The sequence below is a fragment of the Chryseobacterium sp. BGARF1 genome, assembly GCF_001677955.1.
In the GTDB taxonomy this organism is placed as follows: domain Bacteria; phylum Bacteroidota; class Bacteroidia; order Flavobacteriales; family Weeksellaceae; genus Chryseobacterium.
The window spans coordinates 54,941-80,323 of sequence record NZ_LELA01000031.1 but is presented as its reverse complement, the minus strand read 5'-3'; the positions used below and the strand labels follow the sequence as shown (position 1 = coordinate 80,323).

27 protein-coding genes are annotated in these 25,383 nt (G+C 33.3%); 13 read left to right on the top strand and 14 right to left on the bottom strand.

From position 1 onward, the window contains the following. The first annotated feature begins 123 nt into the window (after positions 1–123). Positions 124–315 carry a hypothetical protein gene (locus AB671_RS05420; protein ID WP_066677391.1) on the top strand — a complete coding sequence of 64 codons (192 nt, stop codon included), beginning with the start codon at positions 124–126 and terminating at the stop codon, positions 313–315. 175 nt (positions 316–490) lie between these two features. Next, complete coding sequence (locus AB671_RS05415; RefSeq protein WP_066677388.1) at positions 491–1,342, top strand: neutral zinc metallopeptidase; 852 nt, start codon at positions 491–493, stop codon at positions 1,340–1,342. A 36-nt stretch (positions 1,343–1,378) separates the two neighbouring features. On the opposite strand, the gene AB671_RS05410 is transcribed toward AB671_RS05415, so the two are convergent. Continuing rightward, entirely contained in the window at positions 1,379–2,218 is an 840-nt protein-coding gene (locus AB671_RS05410; RefSeq protein WP_066677386.1) for a GLPGLI family protein, read from the bottom strand. A 145-nt stretch (positions 2,219–2,363) separates the two neighbouring features. Between AB671_RS05410 and AB671_RS05405 the strand changes: the two genes are divergently transcribed. The 6 genes from AB671_RS05405 (at position 2,364) to sufD (ending at position 7,456) form a co-directional block, all read left to right on the top strand. Next, positions 2,364–2,693 (top strand): HesB/IscA family protein, encoded by a 330-nt coding sequence (locus tag AB671_RS05405; protein ID WP_066677384.1) that lies wholly within the window; start codon positions 2,364–2,366, stop codon positions 2,691–2,693. Positions 2,694–2,779: 86 nt separating this feature from the next. Continuing rightward, entirely contained in the window at positions 2,780–4,228 is a 1,449-nt protein-coding gene (gene sufB / locus AB671_RS05400; RefSeq protein ID WP_066677382.1) for a Fe-S cluster assembly protein SufB, read from the top strand. Between the two features lie 107 nt (positions 4,229–4,335). Beyond that, positions 4,336–4,740, top strand: coding sequence for a GxxExxY protein (locus AB671_RS05395; protein ID WP_066677380.1), 405 nt, complete (start codon positions 4,336–4,338; stop codon positions 4,738–4,740). 188 nt (positions 4,741–4,928) lie between these two features. Further along, positions 4,929–5,672 carry a Fe-S cluster assembly ATPase SufC gene (gene sufC, locus AB671_RS05390; protein WP_066677378.1) on the top strand — a complete coding sequence of 248 codons (744 nt, stop codon included), beginning with the start codon at positions 4,929–4,931 and terminating at the stop codon, positions 5,670–5,672. A gap of 15 nt (positions 5,673–5,687) precedes the next feature. Then, positions 5,688–6,101 (top strand): four helix bundle protein, encoded by a 414-nt coding sequence (locus tag AB671_RS05385; protein WP_228390916.1) that lies wholly within the window; start codon positions 5,688–5,690, stop codon positions 6,099–6,101. 50 nt (positions 6,102–6,151) lie between these two features. Beyond that, positions 6,152–7,456 carry a Fe-S cluster assembly protein SufD gene (gene sufD / locus AB671_RS05380; protein WP_082987238.1) on the top strand — a complete coding sequence of 435 codons (1,305 nt, stop codon included), beginning with the start codon at positions 6,152–6,154 and terminating at the stop codon, positions 7,454–7,456. 69 nt (positions 7,457–7,525) lie between these two features. On the opposite strand, the gene AB671_RS05375 is transcribed toward sufD, so the two are convergent. Further along, positions 7,526–8,449 (bottom strand): DUF3078 domain-containing protein, encoded by a 924-nt coding sequence (locus tag AB671_RS05375; protein ID WP_066677376.1) that lies wholly within the window; start codon positions 8,447–8,449, stop codon positions 7,526–7,528. 206 nt (positions 8,450–8,655) lie between these two features. Then, on the bottom strand, positions 8,656–9,588 hold the full coding sequence (locus AB671_RS05370) for a DUF3078 domain-containing protein (protein ID WP_066677039.1): 933 nt from the start codon (positions 9,586–9,588) through the stop codon (positions 8,656–8,658). Between the two features lie 199 nt (positions 9,589–9,787). On the opposite strand from AB671_RS05370, the gene AB671_RS05365 reads away from it, so the two are divergent. From AB671_RS05365 to AB671_RS05350, 4 genes are all read left to right on the top strand, one after another. Further along, on the top strand, positions 9,788–10,555 hold the full coding sequence (locus AB671_RS05365; RefSeq protein WP_066677041.1) for a rhomboid family intramembrane serine protease: 768 nt from the start codon (positions 9,788–9,790) through the stop codon (positions 10,553–10,555). A 35-nt stretch (positions 10,556–10,590) separates the two neighbouring features. Continuing rightward, entirely contained in the window at positions 10,591–11,700 is a 1,110-nt protein-coding gene (gene dprA, locus AB671_RS05360; RefSeq protein WP_066677042.1) for a DNA-processing protein DprA, read from the top strand. A 191-nt stretch (positions 11,701–11,891) separates the two neighbouring features. Beyond that, positions 11,892–13,250 carry an NADP-specific glutamate dehydrogenase gene (gene gdhA, locus AB671_RS05355; RefSeq protein WP_066677043.1) on the top strand — a complete coding sequence of 453 codons (1,359 nt, stop codon included), beginning with the start codon at positions 11,892–11,894 and terminating at the stop codon, positions 13,248–13,250. Positions 13,251–13,390: 140 nt separating this feature from the next. Further along, on the top strand, positions 13,391–13,753 hold the full coding sequence (locus AB671_RS05350; RefSeq protein ID WP_066677044.1) for an iron chaperone: 363 nt from the start codon (positions 13,391–13,393) through the stop codon (positions 13,751–13,753). 134 nt (positions 13,754–13,887) lie between these two features. Here AB671_RS05350 and AB671_RS05345 read toward each other — a convergent pair whose 3' ends face one another. Then, the gene (locus AB671_RS05345) at positions 13,888–14,376 is read right to left on the bottom strand and encodes a YkgJ family cysteine cluster protein (RefSeq protein ID WP_066677045.1); all 489 of its coding nucleotides are present in this window, start codon (positions 14,374–14,376) and stop codon (positions 13,888–13,890) included. A gap of 147 nt (positions 14,377–14,523) precedes the next feature. Here AB671_RS05345 and AB671_RS05340 point away from each other — a divergent pair, with 147 nt between their 5' ends. Beyond that, positions 14,524–14,904, top strand: a complete 381-nt coding sequence (locus AB671_RS05340; RefSeq protein WP_066677046.1) for a group III truncated hemoglobin — start codon at positions 14,524–14,526, stop codon at positions 14,902–14,904. Positions 14,905–14,941: 37 nt separating this feature from the next. On the opposite strand, the gene AB671_RS05335 is transcribed toward AB671_RS05340, so the two are convergent. From AB671_RS05335 to AB671_RS05290, 10 genes are all read right to left on the bottom strand, one after another. After that, entirely contained in the window at positions 14,942–16,012 is a 1,071-nt protein-coding gene (locus AB671_RS05335) for a calcium:proton antiporter (protein ID WP_066677051.1), read from the bottom strand. 342 nt (positions 16,013–16,354) lie between these two features. Continuing rightward, the gene (locus AB671_RS05330) at positions 16,355–16,693 is read right to left on the bottom strand and encodes a DUF6122 family protein (RefSeq protein WP_066677053.1); all 339 of its coding nucleotides are present in this window, start codon (positions 16,691–16,693) and stop codon (positions 16,355–16,357) included. Positions 16,694–16,699: 6 nt separating this feature from the next. Then, positions 16,700–17,926, bottom strand: a complete 1,227-nt coding sequence (locus AB671_RS05325) for a hypothetical protein (protein ID WP_066677057.1) — start codon at positions 17,924–17,926, stop codon at positions 16,700–16,702. A gap of 92 nt (positions 17,927–18,018) precedes the next feature. Continuing rightward, complete coding sequence (locus AB671_RS05320; RefSeq protein WP_228390907.1) at positions 18,019–20,013, bottom strand: hypothetical protein; 1,995 nt, start codon at positions 20,011–20,013, stop codon at positions 18,019–18,021. 90 nt (positions 20,014–20,103) lie between these two features. Beyond that, complete coding sequence (locus AB671_RS05315; RefSeq protein WP_066677061.1) at positions 20,104–20,772, bottom strand: hypothetical protein; 669 nt, start codon at positions 20,770–20,772, stop codon at positions 20,104–20,106. A gap of 68 nt (positions 20,773–20,840) precedes the next feature. After that, positions 20,841–21,560 (bottom strand): DNA alkylation repair protein, encoded by a 720-nt coding sequence (locus AB671_RS05310; RefSeq protein WP_066677063.1) that lies wholly within the window; start codon positions 21,558–21,560, stop codon positions 20,841–20,843. A gap of 14 nt (positions 21,561–21,574) precedes the next feature. Further along, positions 21,575–22,861, bottom strand: a complete 1,287-nt coding sequence (locus AB671_RS05305) for a cation:proton antiporter (RefSeq protein WP_066677067.1) — start codon at positions 22,859–22,861, stop codon at positions 21,575–21,577. 12 nt (positions 22,862–22,873) lie between these two features. Further along, positions 22,874–23,509, bottom strand: coding sequence for a DUF4919 domain-containing protein (locus tag AB671_RS05300; RefSeq protein WP_066677069.1), 636 nt, complete (start codon positions 23,507–23,509; stop codon positions 22,874–22,876). Then, the gene (hflX, locus tag AB671_RS05295) at positions 23,509–24,741 is read right to left on the bottom strand and encodes a GTPase HflX (protein WP_066677071.1); all 1,233 of its coding nucleotides are present in this window, start codon (positions 24,739–24,741) and stop codon (positions 23,509–23,511) included. The genes AB671_RS05300 and hflX overlap by 1 nt, the downstream gene beginning before the upstream one ends. 131 nt (positions 24,742–24,872) lie before the next feature. Next, on the bottom strand, positions 24,873–25,307 hold the full coding sequence (locus AB671_RS05290; protein ID WP_066677073.1) for an META domain-containing protein: 435 nt from the start codon (positions 25,305–25,307) through the stop codon (positions 24,873–24,875). Positions 25,308–25,383 lie beyond the last annotated feature (76 nt).

Here is a 25,383-nt window from a genome sequence, read left to right as displayed (position 1 = left end):
ACCTAATTCAGTATGATTGTTAAATCATTTGATTTTATTAAAAATTTTACTGCAATAATTTTTATACGTAATATTTAATTTGTAAGTTTAATAAAAATTATTTATAAACAAAAAAAATTACAGATGAAAAATTTAGAAAAATTAAAAGGAAAGGCTATTAAATTTTCAAGAGAAGAATTGAAAACTATTAAGGGCGGTATGAGATGGACAAAAGATAGAGCTTGTATTGATGATCGTAGAAATTTATTAATAAACACTTCTACTGCTCCTTGCTGTATTCTTAAAACGTGTACTTCTTATACCATCTTATATTAAATATAGTTGATAAGTTTAAATCACACATAAGAGTTCCTACTAATAATCACCTTGATGGCAAAAAGTAAAACTTTTATGTATAATTTAGTGTTTTGCAAATTATTTATAATAATGTAAAAAATTTCTTTAACAAAAGAAATTTTTTACATTTAAAGGATACAATTAAATAATTAATATGAGATGGACAGACGATAGAGGTGGCAATGTGGAAGATCGCCGTGGCTCTGGTGGAGCAATTGTTGGCGGCGGATTAGGTACAATAATTATTGCAGCGATAGTTTTCTTCTTAGGCGGTGATCCCTCTGCAATATTAAATTCGGAAAATATTGCACAATCATCTAGTGCTGATGCAAAAAGAGAACTTTCTGCAAATGAACAAAAAATAGGAGAAATGGTAGACATGATGGGTAAATGGAATATTATTACTTGGGATCAAATTTTTAAAGAAAACGGAATTATTTACGAGAAGCCTAAAATCATTTTATTTGAAAGTACCACTAGTTCTAGATGTGGAATTGCACAATCTGCAATGGGTCCTTTTTATTGTCCTGCCGATCAATCAATTTACATGGATATGAGTTTTTTTAATGAACTTCAATCAAGATTCGGAGCAAAAGTTACTGAATTTACCATTGCTTATGTTCTAGCTCACGAAGTAGGACATCACGTACAAAATCTTTTAGGAACTTTAAACGAAACCGATAAAGCAAGAGGTAGCGCAAGATATTCTGAAGCACAACTTAACCAGATTTCTGTGGCCACAGAACTTCAAGCCGATTTCTATGCTGGAGTTTGGGCAAAAAAAACAGATACAAATAAAAACATTTTAGAACCCGGAGATTTAGAATCAGCAATAAATGCTGCTGAAGCAGTTGGTGATGATAATATCCAAAAAAGATCCCAAGGATATGTGAATCAGGAAAGTTTTACCCACGGCTCATCAGCTCAACGTAAAGAATGGTTTATGAAAGGATATAATTCCGGAGACATCAAACAAGGCGACACTTTTAGTCAACTTTTAAGATAAAAAATGTCTGAAGAAATTTCTTCAGACATTTTTGTTTTATTTTAGCTCGATAGGATTACTGCTTTTTTTAATTTCATCTTTTACTCCGTTTTCAATTCTTTTTTTCACTTCAGGAGAAAATTGATTTCCTCCTCCACCTCCCTGGCTTCGTGGAGGTGAAATTCCACCGCCACCACGTTGGCTATTCAAAAAAGACATTGGATCAGCTTTAAACTTCTCTTGTTGCTTTATATAATCTGTTCTTTTTACTTTCATCACAGTTCCAAAAGTTGTCATTTCAGGGAAAGCAGAGATTTTATAATTTTTCATTAAATCGAAAGAATAATCACCGGTAGAATCTTCAGCTTTTACAACCAAACCGGGAAGTCCACTAAATTTGTACGGTCCGTCCTGATAAGGAAGATCCGTCGTAAACCATGCCGTCCATTTTCTTCCTCCAAACTCAGTTTCTGCTTTCTGAACTTTATAATCACCTATTTTTGTAGTTTCAGAAAGAATTTTCCAATTTAAAGGTCGGTCTTCTTCGTAAGAATATTGATCTCTTCCCAAACGATCTTTGTAAGTTATCTTTTGATCTTTTTTATTTTTTTCAATCGTATAATTGATATTTGACCTCAAACTTTCCATCTGATCTCTATTAAAACCTCTCGCTCCACCACTCTGTCGGTTAGCCTGCATCACAGAATCTCTTTTAATTCTATTTTCAGAATAGAACATCGATTTGTCTGCTGAAATGTCTAAATAAGCGTTTTCAGTTTTAATATCACTTTTATTATTGATATCTGGTTTTGAGGTTACCTGATAAACAAATCTGTTGGTTTGTGCAAAAGTAGCCTGCGCAAGTAAGGCTACAGCAAGGATGCCCAATTTTTTCATTATTTTCCTGATTTATAGTTTTGATTTTAAATACTCACCAAAGTTAAAGCATCGATGATAAAAATCGATAAAATAAAAACGTCGATTTTTATTTACTGATTATTGTTTGTATTTTTGCAAGATTAAATCATTCTAAATTAATACAATGATAAAGGTTTCAGATCAGGCAAAGGTAAAAGCGATTCAACTGATGACAGAAGATGGCTTTAACCCTGCTGAAGATTATATAAGAGTTGGGGTAAAAAGCGGTGGATGTTCAGGACTAGAGTATATGTTAGGTTTCGACAATAAGCAAAACGAAACAGATCAGATTTTTGAAGACAACGGGATAAAAATCGTTGTTGAAAAAAAATCGATACTTTACTTGGCAGGTACCACTTTAGAATATTCCGGAGGTTTAAATGGGAAAGGATTTATTTTCAATAATCCTAATGCATCCAGAACGTGTGGTTGTGGAGAGAGTTTTAGCTTATAATTAGATACTAGATGCTAGATACTAGATTCAAGACTTTGAAAGTCTGATATCTAATTTCTAAAATCTAATTTCTAAAATCTATTAAAATGAGTAAATATACTGAAGACGACTTAAGAGTCGATTTAGAAAATAAAAAATATGAATTTGGTTGGGAAACCAAAATTGATTACGAAGATTTTCCAACAGGTTTAAATGAAGACATTGTTCGTGCAATTTCTGCTAAAAAAGAAGAGCCGGAATGGATGACAGAATGGCGTTTGGAATCATTCAAAATTTGGTTAAAAATGGTTGAGCCTGAATGGGCAAATATCAAGTATGAAAAACCAGATTTCCAAGCGATTAAATATTACGCTGCGCCAAAATCAAATCCACAATTGGAAAGCTTAGATGACGTTGACCCAGAATTATTAGCAACTTTTGCAAAATTAGGGATCAATATCGAAGAACAGAAAAGACTTTCAAACGTAGCAGTAGATATCGTAATAGATTCTGTTTCTGTAAAAACGACTTTTCAGGATACACTAGCTGAAAAAGGAATTATCTTTTGTTCAATTTCTGAAGCAATCAAAAATCACCCAGATTTAGTGAGAAAATATCTTGGAAAAGTAGTTCCAAGAGGTGATAACTTCTACGCAGCATTAAATTCCGCAGTATTTTCTGACGGAAGTTTCTGCTATATTCCAAAAGGGGTAAGATGTCCTATGGAGCTTTCAACATATTTCCGTATCAATCAGGCAGGAACAGGTCAGTTTGAAAGAACGCTTGTAATTGCAGACGAAGGAAGTTATGTTTCTTACTTAGAAGGTTGTACCGCTCCGTCAAGAGACGAAAATCAACTTCACGCTGCCGTTGTAGAATTAATTGCAATGGATAATGCTGAAATTAAATATTCAACCGTTCAAAACTGGTATCCAGGAAACGAAGAAGGTAAAGGTGGAGTTTTCAATTTCGTAACCAAAAGAGGACTTTGCGAATATAAAGCAAAAATATCTTGGACTCAGGTTGAAACAGGTTCTGCTGTAACGTGGAAATATCCTTCTTGTATCTTAAAAGGTGACGGTTCGATTGGTGAGTTCTACTCTATCGCAGTAACCAACAATCATCAATATGCCGATACCGGTACAAAGATGATTCACATCGGAAAAAATACAAAATCTACGATTATTTCTAAAGGAATTTCTGCAGGAAAATCCCAAAACTCATACAGAGGATTGGTAAAAGTGATGCCTTCTGCAAAAGGAGCGAGAAACTTCTCACAGTGCGACTCATTATTAATGGGTAACGAATGTGGAGCGCATACTTTCCCTTACATCGAAATTAAAGATCCAACTGCACAGTTAGAACATGAAGCTACAACTTCAAAAATCGGTGAAGACCAGATTTTCTACTGTAACCAAAGAGGTATCGATACAGAAAGAGCAATTGCTCTAATTGTAAATGGTTTCAGTAAAGAAGTTTTAAATAAACTTCCAATGGAATTTGCTATTGAAGCTCAGAAATTATTGGAGATTTCTTTGGAAGGAAGTGTTGGATAATTATTTTAAACATTAAGAATTTAAGAAATTAAAAAAACTTAACTTCTTAATGTTTAAAATTTAAGGAATTAATAAATTAATTCTTTTTAAAAAAATTAAGCTAATATATGACCAAAACAGAAGTAACACAACTTTCTTATGACATTGTAGGATGTGCAATTAAAGTCCATAAAGAGTTAGGACCTGGTTTGTTGGAAAGTGTTTACGAATTATGTTTGGCATATGAATTAAAGGAAAAAGGACATTTAGTTAATCAACAAGTTACTACAAAAATCAATTACGGAAAAATAGAAATTGAAACTCCGTTAAAAGTAGATTTGCTTGTAAACGAAACTATTATTATAGAAATTAAAACAGTTGAAAAGTTATTACCTGTTCATCAGGCTCAGTTAATGACTTACAGGAAGATTTTGAAAAAACCTCAAGGGCTTTTGATTAATTTCTATACAGAGAACATCACAAAGTCAATGGTTCCTTTAATTAATGAATATTTTTCTAAACTTCCAGAATGATCTTTATACATTAAGAAGTAAAAAGGAATAGCTTAAAAAACTTAATTAAAATCAATTTTATTGATTTGCTTAAAGAAAAATAACACATTAAGAATAAAACTTAAATTCTTAATGTTTAAAATAAAAATAGTATTTCCTCGCTAAGTGTTAGCTTTTGTTTAACCTTACGATAAAATTATAGAAACAATATGTTAAATATTAAAAACTTACACGCCAGAATTGAAGATGGCGCACAGATATTAAAAGGTATCAATCTTGAAATAAAACCGGGTGAAGTTCATGCTATCATGGGACCAAACGGAGCCGGAAAATCTACTCTTTCTTCTGTAATTGCAGGGAAAGAAGATTACGAAGTTACTGAAGGTGAAATTTTATTTGATGGTGAAAACATCATCGAAGATGCTCCTGAAGAAAGAGCTCACAAAGGTATTTTCCTTTCTTTTCAATATCCTGTAGAAATTCCTGGGGTTTCTGTGACCAATTTCATTAAAGCTGCTTTAAATGAAAACAGAAAAGCAAACGGATTAGAAGATATGCCTGCAAAAGAAATGTTGGCAATGATTCGTGAAAAATCTGAGAAATTAGGTATTAAAAAAGATTTCCTTTCTAGATCATTGAACGAAGGTTTTTCGGGAGGTGAGAAAAAAAGAAACGAAATATTCCAGATGATGATGTTAAATCCTAAACTAGCTATTTTGGATGAAACAGATTCCGGATTGGATATCGATGCATTAAGAATCGTTGCAGATGGTGTAAACACTTTCAAAAACGAAGGAAATGCAGTTCTTTTGATTACGCACTATCAAAGATTGCTTAATTATATTCAGCCTGATTTTGTACACGTTTTAGCGAACGGAAAGATCATCAAAACAGGCGACAAATCTTTAGCATTAGAATTAGAAGCAAAAGGTTACGACTGGCTACTCAATTAATTTGAAATTCGATATTTGAAATTTGACATTTTGGGGACAATAAATAATTTTGAAGATTTAGAAATTTGGCAGAGTTCTAGAAATTTCTGCCAATCAATATATCAAAATTGTCTGCAAAACGAAAAATTTCTACATCACGATAAATCGCAGATCGACAGGGCAGCTTCCTCAAGAATGGATAATATTGCAGAAGGCTTTGAAAGAGAAGGGAATCGTGAATTTGTCAATTTTCTGACAATGTCTAAAGGCTCAGCCGGTGAAGTTCGTTCGCAGTTGATAAGAGCCTATGACAGACAATATTTAGACAGTGAAACATTTATAAAACTTAAAAATGAAAGTATTGAGATCTCAAGAAAACTTTCGGGATTTATTACTTATTTGAAAAATTCAACTCATAAAGGAAATAAATTTAATCGGAATGATGATTAGAAAGAATCTTATCATCCACAATTTCAAATCTCAAACTTCAAATTTCAAATATGTTATCAGAACAAATTTTAAATAATCACAGCGAATTTCTTGGTACCCTTCGTCACCGTTTCTTAGATGAAACGAGAGTTGAAGCATTAGGAAAATTTGTTAAACTTGGTTTTCCTACAAAGAAAGACGAAGAATATAAATATACCAACATCAAGGAAATCATCGAGAAAGATTATAATTTTTTCCCGAAAGAAAGCCACAATATCACCAAAGAACAGCTTGATGAGCTACATTTGGGTGAAGAACATTTTGACTGGATCGTTTTTGTAAACGGTCAGCTTCACAAAGAGCTTTCTAAGATTTCTATTGAAAACACCGAGTTTTTATCTTTTAATTATGCATTAAACGATGAAAACCACAAGGATGTTTTCGATACTTATTTTAATACAATTGCTGCAAAAGATTTAGCTTTCACCAATTTAAATCAGGCGTATTGCAAATATGGTTTTTTCCTGAAAGTGCCTAAAAATGTTGTGATTGAAAAACCAATTCATATTTTTTATCTTTCTCAAAATCAGGAAGAAAATACATTCTACAACACAAGAAACTTATTGATCGTAGAAGAAGGAGCGAAGGTTGAAGTAATTGAAAGCCACCACAATTTTGACGAAAGCTATGTTTTCACCAATTCTGTGACAGAGATTTTCACATCACCGAATGCAAAAGCAGATTGGCATAAATTGCAGAATGACAGCGATACTTCTTATTTGGTAGATCATACTTTTGCAAAACAGGAAAGAGACAGTTTAACAACAGTAAATACATTCTCTTTTGGTGGAAAAATCGTGAGAAATAATTTAGATTTTATCCAAAATGGATCGAATATTAATTCTTTCATGAATGGAATCACGATTATTGGTAAAGATCAGTTGGTTGATCATCACACAGCTGTTCATCATAATCAGCCAAACTGTGAAAGTTACCAGAATTATAAAGGTATTTTTAAAGATAAATCTCACGGAGTTTTCAACGGAAAAGTTTTTGTAGATAAATTGGCACAAAAAACCAATGCTTATCAGCAAAACAACAACGTTCTTTTAAGCGAAGGAGCTACAATCGATACAAAACCTCAGTTGGAGATCTTTGCAGATGATGTAAAGTGTTCTCATGGTTGTACCGTTGGACAGCTAAATAAAGACGCTTTATTCTATCTTAGAGCAAGAGGAATTTCTAAAAAAGAAGCTCAGGCTTTATTGTTATTTGCTTTCGCAAACGATGCAATGCAGAATATCGACATTGAACCTTTAAAGGAGAAAATTTCAAAGCTTTTGACAGAGAAATTGGAAGTTAGTATTGAGTTTTAAACTCAAAAAAACATACAAAAAAGAAAGCACTTCAATTTGAGGTGCTTTCTTTTTTTATTTATACTAAAATTATTTCTTCAGCCAAGACTGATTATCTTTTTTATCAGACCTTTTCACCCCATTATCAATATTATACGCAAAACCAACTCCTAAAGTCTGTTTCAACTGTGTCTTCTGGATTTGATTATGATCATACAGAACATCTAATGTAATGTTGGTGGAAATAAAACGATTGATTTTCATATTTAAAACAGCACCGTAAGAAAGCACTAATCTTTGCGGATTATCCAAATAATTTGAGAACACAGAACCTGTATTGATTAAATTCACATTTTCCATTAATTTTAATTTATAAATAGCTGTTCCCAAGAAACCAAACTGAAACAACATAGAATCGCCATCGTTTTTCAAGCCATAAGTTCCGGCTTTCTGAAGGTCTTCATCGAGTACAAAGGTCATTCTTGCGTTAGCAGGTCTTAAGGTCATTGTAAAGTTATCATTAGGTCGATAGGTAACACCCACACCAATATTGACAAAACCAGGAGCCATAAAATTTGAAATCTTAGCCGCTGCAGGATTATTACCATCTTCGTAGCCTGCTGCAAACTGCGACTGTAAGCTCGCTCCTGCAGAAAAATACCAGTTTTTTATAAACTCTTTTCCGAAATTGGTTGATAAATTGATAACATCCTGGGTTTTTCGGGTTCCTATCCCCTTTGTATTATTTTGACCATACCCCAAAACAATCACATTTTCCCAGAGATATTTTCCCTTTTCGTAAGTAAGATTATAGTTTACACCGGCAAGCCACCCTACATTGTTGGCTCCACCACCTATCCAATTTGAAAAGGCAGCCTGATTGAGCATTAAAGTGTTTTGAGCCTGAATAGACCAAACTTTTGTAGTATCTACAGCCGGTTTTTCAACATTCTCTTCCTGAGCAGAAACAAAGATCCCCAGAAATATGGAAATCGGTAATAAAATTTTTCTCATGATCAATTTATTTTAAAAATGGTTTATTTCATTTAAATAAAAAAACACATACTATTTCATATAAATCAGTATCATTTATGTGTATCTAAGGTATTAAAAATATAACTTATCTTAAAAAATATTTAATTAAAGTAAAAAAATCACAATTTTAAGCATAAAAAAAGTAACTCAAATCTGAATTACTTTTCCTGATATTTATTTTAAAATTATTTCTTTAACCACCATTGATTATCTTTTCTGGCCGAACGTTTTACACCATTATCAATATTATACGCAAATCCTATTCCGAGTGTTTGTTTCAGCTGCGTTTTTTGTATCTGATTATGATCATACATTACGTCTACCGTAACGATGGAAGAGACAAACCTATTGATTTTCATATTTAAAAGCATATTGTACGAAAGCACCATATGATCTGGTTTATCAAGATAATTTGAGAATATAGAGGCTGTATTGGTCATTTCAATATTTTCCATCAACTTTACTTTATAGATTGCTGAACCAAGAAAACCGAGTTGCATCAGGAAAAAATCGCCATCCGACTTTAAGCCATAATTTCCGGCAAGCTGAAGCTCTTTATCGAGGACAAATGTAAACCTTCCGTTGGCAGGCCTTAAAGTTACCGTGAGATTTTCGTCAGGTCTATAAGTTATCCCTAAACCGGCATTCACATAACCCGGAGCCATAAAATTTGATATTTTTTTTGCTTCTGGATTATTTCCATCTTCAAAACCTCCCGAAAACTGAGAAAGTAAACTTGCTCCCGCAGAAACATACCAGCTTTTTGAAAACTGTCTACCGTAGTTTGTAGAAAAATTAAGAACATCTTGTGTTTTTCTGGTACCTATTCCTTTTGTTGTATTTTGTCCGTAATTAAGAATAATAATATTTTCCCAAAGATTACGGTCTTTTTCGTAGGTAAGATTATAATTTGCACTTGCAAGCCACCCCACATTATTGGCTCCACCACCAACCCAGTTAGAAAAAGCTGCCTGATTAAACATCACACTATTCTTGGCAAGAACAGACCAATGTCTTGGCTTTTTAATAGTATCAACTGCTGCAGAATCACTGATAATTACCTGTGCAAAAGAACCTACACTTAGATAAATAAAAAATAACATGAAAATCTTTCTCATAAGTCCAAAATTTTTACGCCACAAAAATAAGTAAAATTATTTTCAGGACATTTTTAGAAAACCTTTTGCAGAAATCTCTCATCTGTAAATATTTCATTTTAAAATCATTACTTTTTGTCTTAAATCAATTGCAATATCCCAAATCATCGCCAAAATTTCCGAAATTTATACTTGGCTTTTGATTTGACATCTTACCCGTATGATTAAAAATATAATTCACAAAAAAGCACTCATCGCTCCCTCACTTATGCTTGCTGCTATGTGGCTTGGGTATTTTTTACAGGCAATGGGGTTTTTCTCAAACTGTTTTGGAGCAATCATTCCGCTTTTGCCAGAGGGTTTATTGGGTATTTTAACGTCACCTCTTTTACATGGTGGCTTTGATCATATTATAGGAAATTCTGTTCCCATCGCAGTACTGATGTTTTTATTGTATCAGTTTTATTCTGAAGTAGCCACCAAAGTTTTTGTAATGGGATGGCTTAGTACAGGCCTTCTTCTATGGCTTTTGCCACCCATTGATATAATGACAGGAGAATATAATTACACATGTACCATTGGAGCAAGTGGCGTAGTATATGTTTTGGCATTTTTCCTATTTTTCAGCGGCGTCTTTAGATGGAATATTAAACTTTTGACCATCTCTCTTTTGGTCGTTTTATATTATGGTAGTTTAATCTGGGGAATGTTTCCTGAAGAGCTGCTTTACAACCTTGATGAACCGAGCAAAATTTCCTGGCAGGCACATTTATCCGGCGCACTAATGGGAAGTGCAATGGCTTATATTTTTAAAGGATCTGGAGAAAAAAAGAAAAGATATATCTGGGAATTCCCAAATTACTACAGCGAAAAAGACGACAAACTTTGGCAGGAATACAAAGAAAACCATCCTGATGACTTTCTGGAATTACCTTACAAAAAAAATGAAGATGTTTGGGATTATTTGGAAGAATTAAGGAGAAAATAAATCCTAATTGACTACATTTGAATAAAATAACACAAATGTATTCTGAAGAACATCTTTATTCTATCGCTCTGCGGGAATGTAATTTTATTGGTGACATTAATTTTTCCAAGCTTGTACGCCGGTTTGGAACAGCCGAAAATGTTTGGAAAACACCTAAAAAAGGACTTAGTAAGATTGATGGGATTGGTACAAAAATAATTTCAGACATTGGAAACTCTGAGCATCTTAAATTTGCAGAAAAAGAACTATCATTCTGCGAAAAAAACTCCGTGAAAATTAATTTACGCCATCAAAATGATCTTCCGTTTTTATTGAATGAATGTGACGACGCCCCTGCAATACTCTATCAGAAAGGAAATTTTAAAACCAACTTAAAAACCATAAGTTTAGTCGGAACCAGAAATATTACAGCTTACGGCAAAAAATTCATTGAAGATTTTTTTGAAGAAACAAAATCCCATCGTTTCATTTCTGTCAGTGGTTTGGCTTTAGGAGTCGACAAAGAAGTTCATGAGCAATCTTTAAAACATCAAATCCCTACCATAGGAGTTTTAGCACATGGTTTTCACACCTTTTACCCTTCTAAAAACAAAAAACTTTCAGAAAAAATTCTTGAAGAAAACGGTGGATTGTTGACTGAGTTTAATTCATCAAGAAAACCAGACCGCGAAAATTTCATTCAAAGAAACAGAATAATTGCCGGAATTTCTCCCGCAACCATTGTGGTAGAAACAGCATTCGGAGGTGGATCTATCAGTACAGCAACTTTTGCAAACACTTATAACAGAGATGTTTTTGCGCTTCCCGGAAGAATCGATGACAAGTACAGCCAAGGATGCAATCACCTAATTTTTCAAAATAAAGCGACCGCAATTTCCTCCATAAAAGACCTGCTGAATCTTCTTGGATTTAATAATCCTAAAGAAAAAATGGAAGAGCTTTTCCCCCACAGCTCAGCAACAATTCAATTATCTGAAAATCAAGAATTAATATACCAAACCATTAAAGAGCATCCACATGTTTCTTTAGACGATTTGGCCGAGAAAATATCGGTGTCTTCACACAAATTATTACCTGTAATTTTAGAATTGGAGCTTTTGGGAAAAGTAAAATCATTTTCTGGGAGACAATTTATAGTAATGTAAGAATTAACGATTTCTTAATATTTCATTATTTTACATCTAACATTTAATTTTTAATAAAATTTGATTTAAAATTATCAATTTAATAATATTTTGATTCATTATTATTCAATTTTCAGCAATTATCAAATATGCTATTGTGAATCTTGAAAAAAAAATTAAATTTGTTGACATAATATTCAACCCTACCTAATATGGAACAATATAATATTGACCAGAAAATCCAGGAGTTTATTGCTAAAATTGAGGCAAAAAACCCTAACGAACCGGAATTTTTACAGGCAGTAAAAGAAGTTGCTGTCACTGTAATTCCGTTTATTTTGACCAGAAAAGAATATACCGGAATGAAGCTCCTAGAGAGAATGGCCGAGCCGGAAAGAGTTATCATTTTCAGAGTTCCTTGGGTTGATGACAAAGGAGAAATTCAGGTAAACAGAGGTTTCAGAATTCAGATGAACTCTGCGATTGGACCTTACAAAGGAGGAATTCGTTTCCATCCTACTGTAAACCTTTCTGTACTTAAATTCTTAGCTTTCGAGCAGGTATTTAAAAACTCTTTAACGACGCTTCCAATGGGAGGTGGTAAAGGAGGTTCAGACTTTGATCCTCAAGGAAAAACGGATATGGAAGTAATGCGTTTTTGCCAGGCTTTCATGACAGAATTGTGTAAGCACATTGGTCCTGAAACTGACGTTCCTGCAGGAGATATCGGTGTTGGAGCTAGAGAAATCGGATATTTATTTGGTCAGTACAAGAAAGTAAGAAACGAATTTACAGGAGTTCTTACCGGAAAAGGTCTTGCTTACGGCGGTTCATTGATCCGTCCTGAAGCGACTGGTTACGGTGTTGTTTACTTCGCTGAACAAATGTTGAAGACCATCGGACAGACTTTTAAAGATAAAACAGTAACTGTTTCAGGTTTTGGAAACGTAGCTTGGGGAGTTATTAAAAAAGTAAACGAACTAGGCGGAAAAGTAATTACACTTTCTGGACCAGACGGTTACATCTATGATAAAGACGGTATCGACGGAGACAAGATCGATTATTTATTAGAACTTAGAGCTTCTGGTAATAACAGAGCTGAAGATTACGCTAAAAAATATCCGTCAGCTGAATTCCACGCTGGAAAACGTCCTTGGGAAGTGAAGTGTGATGTAGCAATCCCTTCTGCAACTCAGAACGAATTACACCTTGAAGATGCTAAAATGTTGGTAGAAAATGGTTGTATTTGTGTGACTGAAGCAGCTAATATGCCTTCAACACTTGATGCAATCAATTATTTCCTTGAAAACAAAGTATTGTTCTCTCCAGGAAAAGCTTCTAACGCAGGTGGTGTAGCTACTTCAGGATTAGAAATGACTCAAAACTCAATCAGACTAAACTGGACTTCTGAAGAAGTTGATGCAAGATTGAAAGAGATTATGATTGGAATTCATAAAGCTTGTAGAGACTACGGAAAAGAGGAAGATGGCTATGTGAACTACGTAAAAGGTGCCAATATCGCCGGATTCGTAAAAGTAGCAGAAGCAATGCTTGCTCAAGGAGTAGTATAAAATATAAAGGTCGGGAAGTTTTCCCGACCTTTTTTCTTACAACCTGTCCCGGGATTATAAATGGGAAAAAGTAATAGTGAAAGAGGAAAGCGTTGAATGTCCAGTTCAGCGCTTTTTTTATTTTTATGAAAATATTTCCTATGAAAGATACATTCACAAATTTTAATGAATATTTTCTTCTCTTTCCCGAAGAAGTACAGTTGAAAATGAAGATTTTAAGAAAAGCAATACACTCCCAAAACCCTGATTTGGAAGAGTATATCGGTTATCAAATGCCTGCTTTTAAATATAAAGATAAGCCTTTGGTTTATTTTACAGCTTATAAAAAACACATCGGATTTTATCCGCTTCCCAAAGCAATTGTACATTTTGAAAATGATTTTATTAAAAGGAAATATAAGTTTTCGAAAGGTGCTGTACAATTTCCGTTAAAAGAAGATTTGCCTTTAGATTTAATCGAAAAAATGGTACAATTTAGGATCTCTGAAATAAATAAAGGTTGAGTTAAAAGATGTTCGGCTCCGTAGGAGCCATATCTGTGTAGAAATAATATTTGTATAAATGGCGCAGTCCGTAGGACTGCTATCTTATAAACCTCAAACCTTAAACACTAAACCTTAAACCATAAACCATAAATTTATTTGTTCAAATTCTTCATCATACTTTCGACAAACTCAAAAGCAGCCGGGCAAATCATTGTATTTTTTATCATTAAATCATTGATTTGATAAATCTTTTTCCGGTCTGTATGGGGATATTCTCTACAAGCTTTTGGACGGACTTCGTAGATAGAACAGGTATTATCATCATTCAAAAAATAGCACGGAAGATCCTGTAAAACTTTGTCATTATCTTCGTCTACACGCAGAAATTTAGCTTCAAAATCTGCCTGTTTCATGCGTAGATGTTTTGAAATTCGCTCTATATCTTTTTCGACATATAGCGGTCCGGTGGTTTTACAGCAATTGGCACATTGAAGGCAATCTACTTTTTCAAAAACCTTTTCGTGCGTTTCCTGAACGACATAATCTAAGTTTTTAGGCGGTTTTTTCTTTAAACCATCCAAGAATTTTTTATGCTCTTTCTGCTTTTGTAAAGCTTGCTTTTTGTATGATTCTAAATTCAATTCTTATTTTTTTAATATGCCGAAAAGCAGACTGCAAAGATAAAATATTGTTTTCATGAAACTTATCAATTTCATTTTCTTCAATAAGATTTAGAATTAAACTAAATTTGATGTATTATTTTAGTTATAAAATTTAATTATAATCAAATGAAAAATTTAGAATCAAGAGAAGATATAGAATTATTAGTGAACAGTTTTTACGACAAAGTTGTACAGGACGAAACGATTGGCTTCTTCTTTAAAGACGTTGTAAAAGTAGATTGGGACAAGCATTTACCAAAAATGTATTCGTTCTGGGAAAGCATTCTTTTCGGACAAATGAGCTACAAAGGAAATCCTATGGCGGTACATTTCCCGATTAATCAATTGGAAGCGATGGAAAAAAAACATTTTGAAAGATGGCTTCAACTATGGAAGCAAACAATTGAAGAGAATTTCACAGGTGAAAACGCTTCTATGGCCATTACAAAATCAGAGAACATCGCCAATCTTATGGCTTATAAAATGGAAATGGCAAGAAAAATGTAGAGTTACGTGTTTCGAGTTTTCTGTTTCGAGTTAAAAATTACGGTACAATTACCGTAAAAATATAAGCTGCTAAATTCACCAACAAAACAGTTCCATATAAAACATTGGTTTTCCCTCGGCTTAAGGATAGCATCACAATAAATACAGACAAAGTAAGAAGGATAATATCTTTTTTGTCAAGACCTAAAACCAAAGGAATATCATACATGATACTTACTGCAGAAATCGCAGGAATACTCAAACCAATACTTGCTAATGCAGAACCCAAGGCTAAATTTAAACTCGACTGAAACTGGTTATTTCTCGCTGCTCGAATTGCCGCCAAACCTTCCGGAAGAAGCACAACACCAGCAATAATAACACCCACTAAAGATTTTGGAGCGCCCATACTTTGTACCATATCCTCAATTGTTTTAGAAAGACCTTTTGCCATTAAAACAACAATGATCAGGCACACAACCAATAAGAAAAAACTAACAATGGTTTGCGTCTTATTAGGGATAAAATGTTCTTCTGCATTTCCGTCTGCAGGTACAAAATAGCTTCTGTGTCTCACGGTTTGTACCATTAAAAAGACTCCATAAATGACAAGACAAGCGATAGAAACAAAAACTAATTGTGCATTATTATAATAAGGCCCGTTGACGCTAGAAGTAAAATTGGGAAGAACCAAAGTAATCACCAAAATAGAAACAATACTTACAAGATACGTTGTGGCAGAAGTTCGGGCAAAAAACTGTTCGAAATACTTTACACCACCCACCAATACACAAATACCAATAATTCCGTTGAGGATGATCATGACGGCTGCAAAAACAGTATCTCTGGCTAAAGTAATGGCCTGTTCTCCACCTGCAACCATCAACGAAACAATAAGCGCGACTTCAATGATTGTAATACAAAGTGCCAAGATAATGGTTCCGTAGGGTTCGCCGACTTTGTGAGCAACTACTTCTGCGTGATGTACGGCAGATAAAACACTTCCGGTTAATAAAATTCCTGCAATAATGTCAGAAATAAGTCCTTGTCCCATAAATCCTGCGAAGTAATAAATTACAGCAAGAGCGGGGAAAATATAGGTGTATTGTAAAAATTCTTTTGGCTTCATAAAGTGATTCTAAAATACAAAAAATCTATCAAATTCACAATCTTAAAAGAAAATATTAATAATATTTTAATGACAAAACCATTCAAAACACTGAAAATCAAACAACATACAAAGTTATAGCCGATTTCTTCTAATATTAAATTCTTTAAAAAAGAGAAGCAAAAAATACACCGCAAAAAACAAATTACATCCCCAACAATCTAAAAAGTTACTCTTTTTTACTTATTGAAATAGATTTTCCGTTGAGCAGTTCTACTCTATTTCCGTGAATACTTCTTACCAAATCAAGATCGATAATAAATGAATGTTAGAAAATTTTTAAGCACAGCGAACACCCAGAAATTAACGGCACCACAATACAAAATCCTGAAAATCGGTCAGCATGTGAAAGAGCAGACCAATGCCAATTATTCTTAAATTCCCCTTAAAAAAGAGCAGCAAAAAATACACTGCAATCGCATAATAAGAATGCAGAAAATGAAAACCCACACTCATTCTGTTGGGATCAAAAATAGGATTAGCAAACAAGTGGTCGATATCAACCAACATTGTTGCTAAAAGAATTAAATATGTTTTTTTCCATTGATCACGATAAAAAACAAAGGCAATCGCTGCAGGAAAAGCCAAGTGCAGAAAGTAATGTGTACATGTTTTTAGTAAAGCAATTTCAGGAGGGCACATAGAGTTTTATCTTAAAATTAATGGATATTTTTCTTTCTTAAATTTAATTTTTACTGTATAATTCTGGGCTTTATTTCCGTAAAAAAGATATTCTATGTCTTTAAAAAATTGGTTATTCAGTATTTTAAATGAAGAATATAACAAAGGATTATTTTTGATAAAAATATAGTTTTGTTTTTTAGTTTCACCCAATTTCACCGATTTTCTGGTAGATTTTATAGAAATCTGGTTCTTATTTGAGCTAATTAAATTAGGCTGAAAAGGAATTGCAACAAACTGATTTTGTGCATTCATCCATTTTTTTTGCTGGAAATATTCCAAAGTTTTGTGAAGATTAGAAGTCTGAAGCAAAATCTCATAATCGGGTTGCACGATTTTCTGATAACTTACTTTTTCAATTTCATTAAATTGATCATCGTAACCATAACTGATGATTGTATCGTTTACTTCAGTAAGATACGCACTCATTTTCAGATGATTAACAGATAAAGAGTCTGAACTATTTTTTTTAAAAACAGAGCTTATTTTCTGGATATTTTCTGAATCTAATTCAGCATTTAAAAATTGAGTTTTTTTATTTAAATCTGAAATTAATGATTCAAAATCAGTAGAATTCAATTCGTTTTTTATTTCAATTTCATCATCATTCAAACCGATTGAAAAATTTTGAGTACGAAGTTCAGAAATAAAAGAAATACTTCCTAAACCATCATTCATAAAAGAATCTGCATTCAAAACCTGACCTCTGAATTTTTGAGAGAAAGGCTTTCCTATAATATTGAAATTCAGATTTGATGTTCCTACCATACATTTTTCACCATCAATTTTTATAAAAAACTGATCATTTTTAAATCCGTCTTTTCCATCATTTACAAATTGTCGATTCTTTAAAAATGTTGAAAATTTTGCTTTGTCTTTGATTTCTAAAACGGTGTACCATTCAGAAATTTTAGTATTATTTAAATGAAAAATCTGGAGAAAGTCAGGAATTTTTAATCCGGAATCTGAAACTGAGATTTTATTTTCATCTTTTCCAGAATCTTCAAACCACTTTGAAGGATGCATTAAAAAGCTGGAAATATATTGTCTTGTTGCTTTTTTAACATCAATCAAAACAACAACATCTGCATTCTCGGGAATGTACTTTAAGCTTTTATCTTTATAAAAAAGCAGAAAATAAGCTCCGATTGAAAGCAGAACAGCAATGACAAGAAAAATATATTTCTTCTTCATAAATTTCCTATAAAATTATCTTTTTGGGTTAAATCCAATTTCCATTAAAAATTAAGAAAACGGGCTAAGAACCCGTTTTCTATTGATATTATTTACAAAGTATGTGAAGGTTTTTCAGACTCTGAGATCTTGTATATTTCATCAAACAAATCGAAGAAATACATTAAACTGTTCTCTGAAGAATTTTTAATCTGATAATTCATTTCAGTCTGGATGCTTCCACCTTTTGCTTCGGTTTTAAAGTAAACCTCACCTACATTTTTTCTTAGCAGATCAAGCGTTTTTCTTTCTGATTTGCTTTTAAATTCTTTATCTAAACCAATCAAAAGCTTCTGAATATTTAATCTTCCAGACAAAGGATATTTAGAAGAATCCTTCATCCACTGCTTAGAAATTTCAGATTGATTATTGGTGTTGATATTATCTTTTGAGGTCGTCACGTATACAATTCCATCTTTTACCGTGAAAAACAACTGATCGACGTATCCATTTTTATTCTTCTCATCTTTGAAAACATAAAAGTCGCCATTTGTAGAGAATTTTTTTGCAAAAGCTTTATTTGAAGTCAGTACATTGAAAACACGTTTCCAATAGTTGTCGTTTTCAGTTGCGAAGGCAAACGTAAAATCGGGCACCATCACGTCTTTGGTTTTCTTTATTTCTTTTTCGTTGTAATTGTCGTCGTATTCATAGTCGGTATATTCTACGTTTTTAGATTTCAATTCATTCAGAACAAAAATTCCGTTTCCAGGTGCAATTTTTGCGATTGCTTCTTCATCCAAAACAATCTTCATGGTTTCCATCATCAGTTCCATTTCTTTCTGATAGTCATTTTCGCCCGAGTTTTTCAGCAAACCGTACATCATATCAAAATATTTAGAACCATTCACATTCATCACATAATATCCCACGCTTTTATCATTAATCAAAGCAGCCAGTTTTTTATTCTTTTTCCCTTTATAAACGGCAGAAATATTATTTTGAGTCTCCGAATCTTTATGCTGGTAATTATTGACAAGCCTTACTTTATCTTTATCAAAATACAGATTGTAAGATGTATTCGAATTATACATCTTTCCTAAAAGGCCTGTAAAATTGAAACTTGCAGGTAATTTTCCGTAAATTCCTTCATTTACAATCTTTCCGTAATCTGCGTAGATAAAAACATCCGAATTAGAATCTCTAAAGCTCAATAAATCTTTAGTCACCGAAAGCTCTCCATTTGAACTGAAATATTGATTAAAACCATCTTCTGCAAACTTTTTAACAATTTTGAAACGCTCAATATTCAGCGAATCCATCTCTTTCTGAAAGCTGGAATCAACTTCGTATGTCTCTTCCTCATAATAATCATCCTGCGAAATTGGAGGTGGTAAAACTTCTACATTTGGTGTATAAGTAGAATCTTTTACTGCTTCATCCGATTCGGGAACTTTCTTTTCTTCCGGATATTTGTGATGCTTTTCAAGATATTTAATGTCTTTCTGGAGCTTTGAGATTTCAGCATTATTATCTTTAATGCTTTCTTTTAAATATTTAATATCATCTTTCAGATATTGAATTTCTTCTTTATAATCGAAAGGTTTTTCTTCTTCCACATACGCACTGTCAATGGCAACAGCAGCAGTATCTACAACCATTGCAGCACTGTCTGCAGCTGCAATATCATCCATCCAGTTTCCTTTATAAGGCTTTTCGTAGCTGATTATACTCAAAACAGCACGTTTTCCGTTCCAGCCAACAAAAATATTGTCATCAATATCGACGTATGAATAATTATTTTTCTTGGTTACCTCCTGCCCTTTTTTCTTGATTGAATTGATAAACTCCTGAAATTTTTCAGGATTTTCTAAAGTAAAATGCGTGTTGTAAGACTTCACAGAATCATTCATTGTGGCATAATGATATTGTGTGGCATCGTATTTCACTCCTGTTTTAGAATAATCATTCCACGAAGCTTTTTTATCCTTGCCTTTATCCTTCGTGATTTCCTTTAGGAACGGATTGAATTTTTCCCAATTGACTTTCTGATTAAGCTGTTTTCCATTCACTTCCATGTAAAAAACTGCATTTTGCGGAATTTTCATGCTATTTTGCGCAAAAGTCAGCACAAAACCGAAAAGAATTAAAAAAATAGTCTGTGTTTTTAAAAATAGAAATCTCATATTTGAGTTTGGTTATTGTAGAATAATATTGTTTTGAATCTGTTTTTTCTGAAGAATAAAATCTAAGATATTCCCGTCCAGCTTTAAAGCTTTTTTGTTGGGTGCCAGTAAATAAGCAGGATTAGATTGAGATCTTATGGTATTTTCAAACTGTAAGATCGATGTATACTTTGCGTCATTAAAAACCTCTTTATCGGCTTTACTCAGTTTGTCGTAATCACTTTTGAAAGTATTGATTTTATTTCTGGTGAAAGTTTTTTTGTCTGAACTCTGACTGTAAATTTGAGTAGGAACCATTTTCCCTAAAATATTCTTTGCTTTCAGTTGTTCTAATCCTGCATTGATATTCTCGATTTTTTTGAAATTACAGCTTAATTTAAGGATGTAATTGTCAAAATCCATAGAAGTTTTCACATTGGAAATTCCGGGAACGCTTTTAAAAATTCTTGCGGCTTCGTTAATTTTAGCTTCAATTTCAGCTTTTTTGGGAACTTTTTTCCCGTTTACAGTTTCCATTTTTGAGATGGAAGCCAATCTTGTTTTGCTTTTACTGGCATTCAGAATAAGTGAATATTCTCCGCTTCCATCTGCTTTGACATTTACTTTATCAAGAATATCAAAACAGCTTGTTAAAAGAAATAAAGGAATCAGTAGAAAAATGTGCCTGAAATATATTTTCATAAGTTCGTGTTGAGAAGCAAATTTACTTATTTTTAATTTACCTCTTCAAAAGGTGAAATCAATCATGTTTAAATTCTGCCTTTCAAATAATCCTGACGTAACTCTTCATCTAATTTTTCGATAGCATAACGAAGACAGGTTCTTGGCATTTCTTTGTAATATTGATTTAAATAAGCTATCAATTCAGCTTCATTTTTATTTCCCATTTCTCTTAAAAGCCAACCGTTTGCTTTATGCATCAGGTCGTGCGGATAATGTAGATTTTGTGTTACAAACTCTTTCGTTAATTCAAATGAACCCTTTTTTATATAATGCATCGTTCCAACAACCGCAATTCTTTTGTGCCACATCTGGTCAGAATCAGCAAGCGCTCTCAAAAGGTTTTCTTTCTGATTCTCAAAAGCATATCGTCCTAATATCTTATAACAAGTGGTATCTACCAGATCCCAATTATTAATAAAATCCAGATGTTTAAGATAGAAATTGATGATTTCTTCTTTTGCAGACAAATCTTTAGTTTTTTCAAACTTCGAAATCAGCATGATCAAAGCCGTTAAACGATGTTCATGATAAGGCGAAGAAAGCAAATCGCTCAATTCATCTAAAGAAATTTTAGCATAATATTCTTTGGCAACAGCGCGTTGATCGGGAACTTTTACGCCCAAAAACAAATCGCCTTCACCATATTCTCCTTTTCCTGTTTTGAAAAACTTAGGAAAAAAAGCTACTTTTTCTGGAATGGATAAAACAGCTAATGATTCTTTGATCTCTTTAAGAATTGTACTCATTGATTTATAAACAATTAATGATTTTCATCTAAAGCAATACTTTCCAATTCTTTTTCTTCATCTGCAATCATCTTTGGATTGGCAACTTTAGCAATCGTAAGCCCCTGAACAATAATAGAAAATACCACCACACAATAAGTAATACTTAAAATAGCATTGCTGTATTCATTTTTCGGAATAGACATCGCCAAAGCAATGGAAACACCTCCTCGAATACCACCCCAAAACAGGACTTTTATTGTTTGCGGGCTAAATGTTCTTCTGAAAGACATAAATTTTGCGGGTCCCCAAATTGAAGCAAACCTTGCACAAAGAACCACAACAATCGCCAATAACCCAGGAATTACATAATGATCTAGATCTTTGATCATCAGCAATTCAAACCCGATGAAAAGGAATAAAACTGCGTTTAGAATTTCATCGATCAGTTCCCAGAATTTGATCAGATAATCTTGGGTAATAGATTTCATTTTAAATTTAACATTAAAATTACCCATAAACAATCCTGCCGCAACCATCGTTAAAGGACCGGAAACGTGTAATTGTCTTGCCACAAGGTAACCTCCCATCACCACAGCAAGTGTTACTAAAACAGAGATAATATAATCATCGATCTCACGCATTAATCTAGAAGTTACCCAACCTAAAAGAACACCCAAAAGCAATCCGCCACCGGCTTCTTTCATCAATAAAATAGTAATATTTTCTACTCCTAAATCTACTTTATCGCCAACTGCAATCTGCAAAACTACTGTAAAAACCACCACAGCCATACCATCATTAAACAATGATTCTCCGGCAATTTTAGTTTCTAGTGACTTTGAAACTTTGGCTTGTTTTAAAACACTTAAAACCGCCACAGGATCGGTAGGCGAGATCAATGCTCCAAATACCAAACAGTAGATAAATGGAATCTTTAATCCTACAAACGGCAACAAATAAAACATTCCAAATCCTACGATAAAGGTTGAAATAATCACACCAGCCGTTGAAAATATAAGAACCGGCCGGAACTGTTCTTTTAAATCATTAATATTAATATGAATTCCTCCCGCAAAGAGCAGGAAGTTTAGCATCGCTCCCATCAGAACTTCGGTAAAGTCGATACTGTTCATCAAATCATTCAGATGACCGAATGTTTTAGGAAGAAAGTTTTCACCAAATAAAACCAAAATAATCGATACCACAATGGCTATCACCATGATCCCGATGGTGCTCGGAAGTTTTAAAAACCTATAGTTGATATAGGCAAAAATGGAGGCTAATACGATAAGTGCTGAAAATGAATAATATAATTCCAATAAATTTGTTTTTTAAAAATTGAAGTCTAAATAAAGTACTTTAATATAAATTTTGTTCTCTCCTTTTTCCCAAACGTCAATAACGCCGTCTTTCAGGGTTTTAGAAGTTCTGGTATAGTCTTGCCCTACATTCATCATATTGAGGAAAATATATTCATCTCCCACACTGTTAACTTTGTATGCAGTTTTTTCTGATTTTCCGTCTCCGGAGTTTTTGATAGCATCGGTGAGAAGCCTTAATTGGGCAATATGATGCGAAAAGTTACCGATGTCTTTTGTCTGATCATAGGCACGAAGTAAAATAAGAATCACATCAAGATTGGTAGGATCTTTAGCGTAAAGCGCTTTACCAAGCTTGATGCATTCTGTAAAATTATTGTTTTTGAAGGCTTCTGCTAAAACTTTGAAATCGTCTCCTGATTGCGAGACCAGGTCTTTTCTAAAGTTTCTCCCGTAGTACAAATGCTGTGCTTCTATACTGTCGACAGACTTTGGAAGTCCTTTGTATTTAAAAATAAGCCTGTCGTAATTGTACGTAGAGTTAGGATTGCTCAGATTTTTTTCGATATTTTTCAAATCGAGTTTTGTCTTTTGGCTCAAACCAAAAAACGGAATAATAAATAAAAAGAAGAAAATCCTATAATTCATTAATCTTTTGTTTCTGAGGCTTCGTCTTCGTCGTTATCAAAATATTCGAAAAGAAAATCGTTGTACGGGAATCTTGAAATATGAATTTTCATGACCTCATCATAAACCAATCGTTTCATTTCAGGGAAATTTTCTTTTGTGAGAGCCGAAATGAAAACTGCAGGATGTTTAGATTTTGCCATCCATGTTTTTTTCCATTCGTCAAGAGAAACGTTTTTGCTGGAACCTGGCGTAAGATCGTCTTCGTCTTTTTTCTCGTAGCTAAAATCATCAATCTTGTTGAAAACCATGATCATTGGTTTCTGATGCGCATTAATCTCCATTAAAATATGATTAACAGACTCGATATGGTCTTCAAAACTTTCGTGCGAAATATCAACCACATGGATAAGAAGATCCGCTTCACGTACCTCATCCAAAGTAGATTTGAAAGATTCTACCAGCTGGGTCGGTAATTTTCGGATGAAACCTACTGTATCCGTCAAAAGGAAAGGTAAATTCCCGATGACCACTTTTCTTACTGTTGTATCCAGCGTTGCAAAAAGCTTATTTTCGGCAAAAACATCCGATTTAGAAATAGCATTCATCAAGGTTGACTTTCCTACGTTGGTGTATCCTACCAAAGCAGCACGAACGACTTTTCCACGATTGTTTCGCTGGGTTGCCATTTGTTTATCGATGATCTTCAGTTTATCTTTCAGTAAAGATATTCTGTCACGGATGATCCTTCTATCGGTTTCAATTTCCGTTTCACCGGGACCACGCATTCCGATTCCCCCTTTTTGTTTATCTAAGTGAGACCACATCTTGCTTAATCTAGGCAGCAAATATTGGTATTGCGCCAATTCTACCTGAGTTCTTGCGTAAGAAGTTTGTGCTCTCTGTGCGAAAATATCAAGGATAAGATTGGTTCTATCGAGAATTTTTACTTCAATTTCTTTTTCAAGATTTTTAAGCTGAGAAGGTGATAATTCATCATCAAAAATTATGGTTCCAATCCCATTTTCCTTTACATATTCTTTTATTTCTTGTGCTTTTCCGCTTCCTACAAAAGTTTTAGAATCGGGCTGAGTTAATTTCTGAGTAAAACGTCTGTCTACCGTAGCGCCTGCTGTGTAGGCTAAAAACTCCAGCTCATCCATATATTCCTGCAACTTATCTTCATCCTGATTTTGGGTGACAACGCCCACCAAAACTGCCTTTTCGTAATTATGTTGTTTTTTTTCTAGCATTAAAATCTGTATAGTTTATGAGATTTACAAGATAATATTTTTAATTTATAAATACAAGTCGACTTTTCAAAAAACAGGTAATTTCATCGAAATCGATATAATTATCCTATATTTATTGAATAAAAGAGAAATTAATCCCAATCTGCAGCAATAAATTTCATCTGACTTCCTTTCTCATCATAAAGGGTAAGAAAATGCCCGTTAATTTCGTACCGAGTCATTTTCTCGAAAACTTTTGAAAATTCTTTTTCCAAATTCATTTCCTGACAAGCCATTAATGTACTTCCCAATCCGGAAATTTTCACTTTGCTTTTAGATTTAAATTCTAAAGTAAAAAACATTCTGTTACAACCCATCATCGCTGTTCCTCTTATTTTTCCGTCTTTGGGAGGTTCTGTAAGATTGATTTCTGCCTTGTTTTTCATAAGCTCTTCCTTGGTAAACCCATCAAACGAAACCATCATCCATTCTCTTTGATAATGCTGATTATTGACCTTTACCGCAGAACAGTTTAGAACTAAATTTAAAATAAAAAAGGCAAAAAGAAATGATAAAATGTTTTTCATATCCTCCTCCCTCCCATTTTCATACCAATTGCTGACAAATTATCGTAAAAATTAGTAATTTAGCCCCACAAAAATT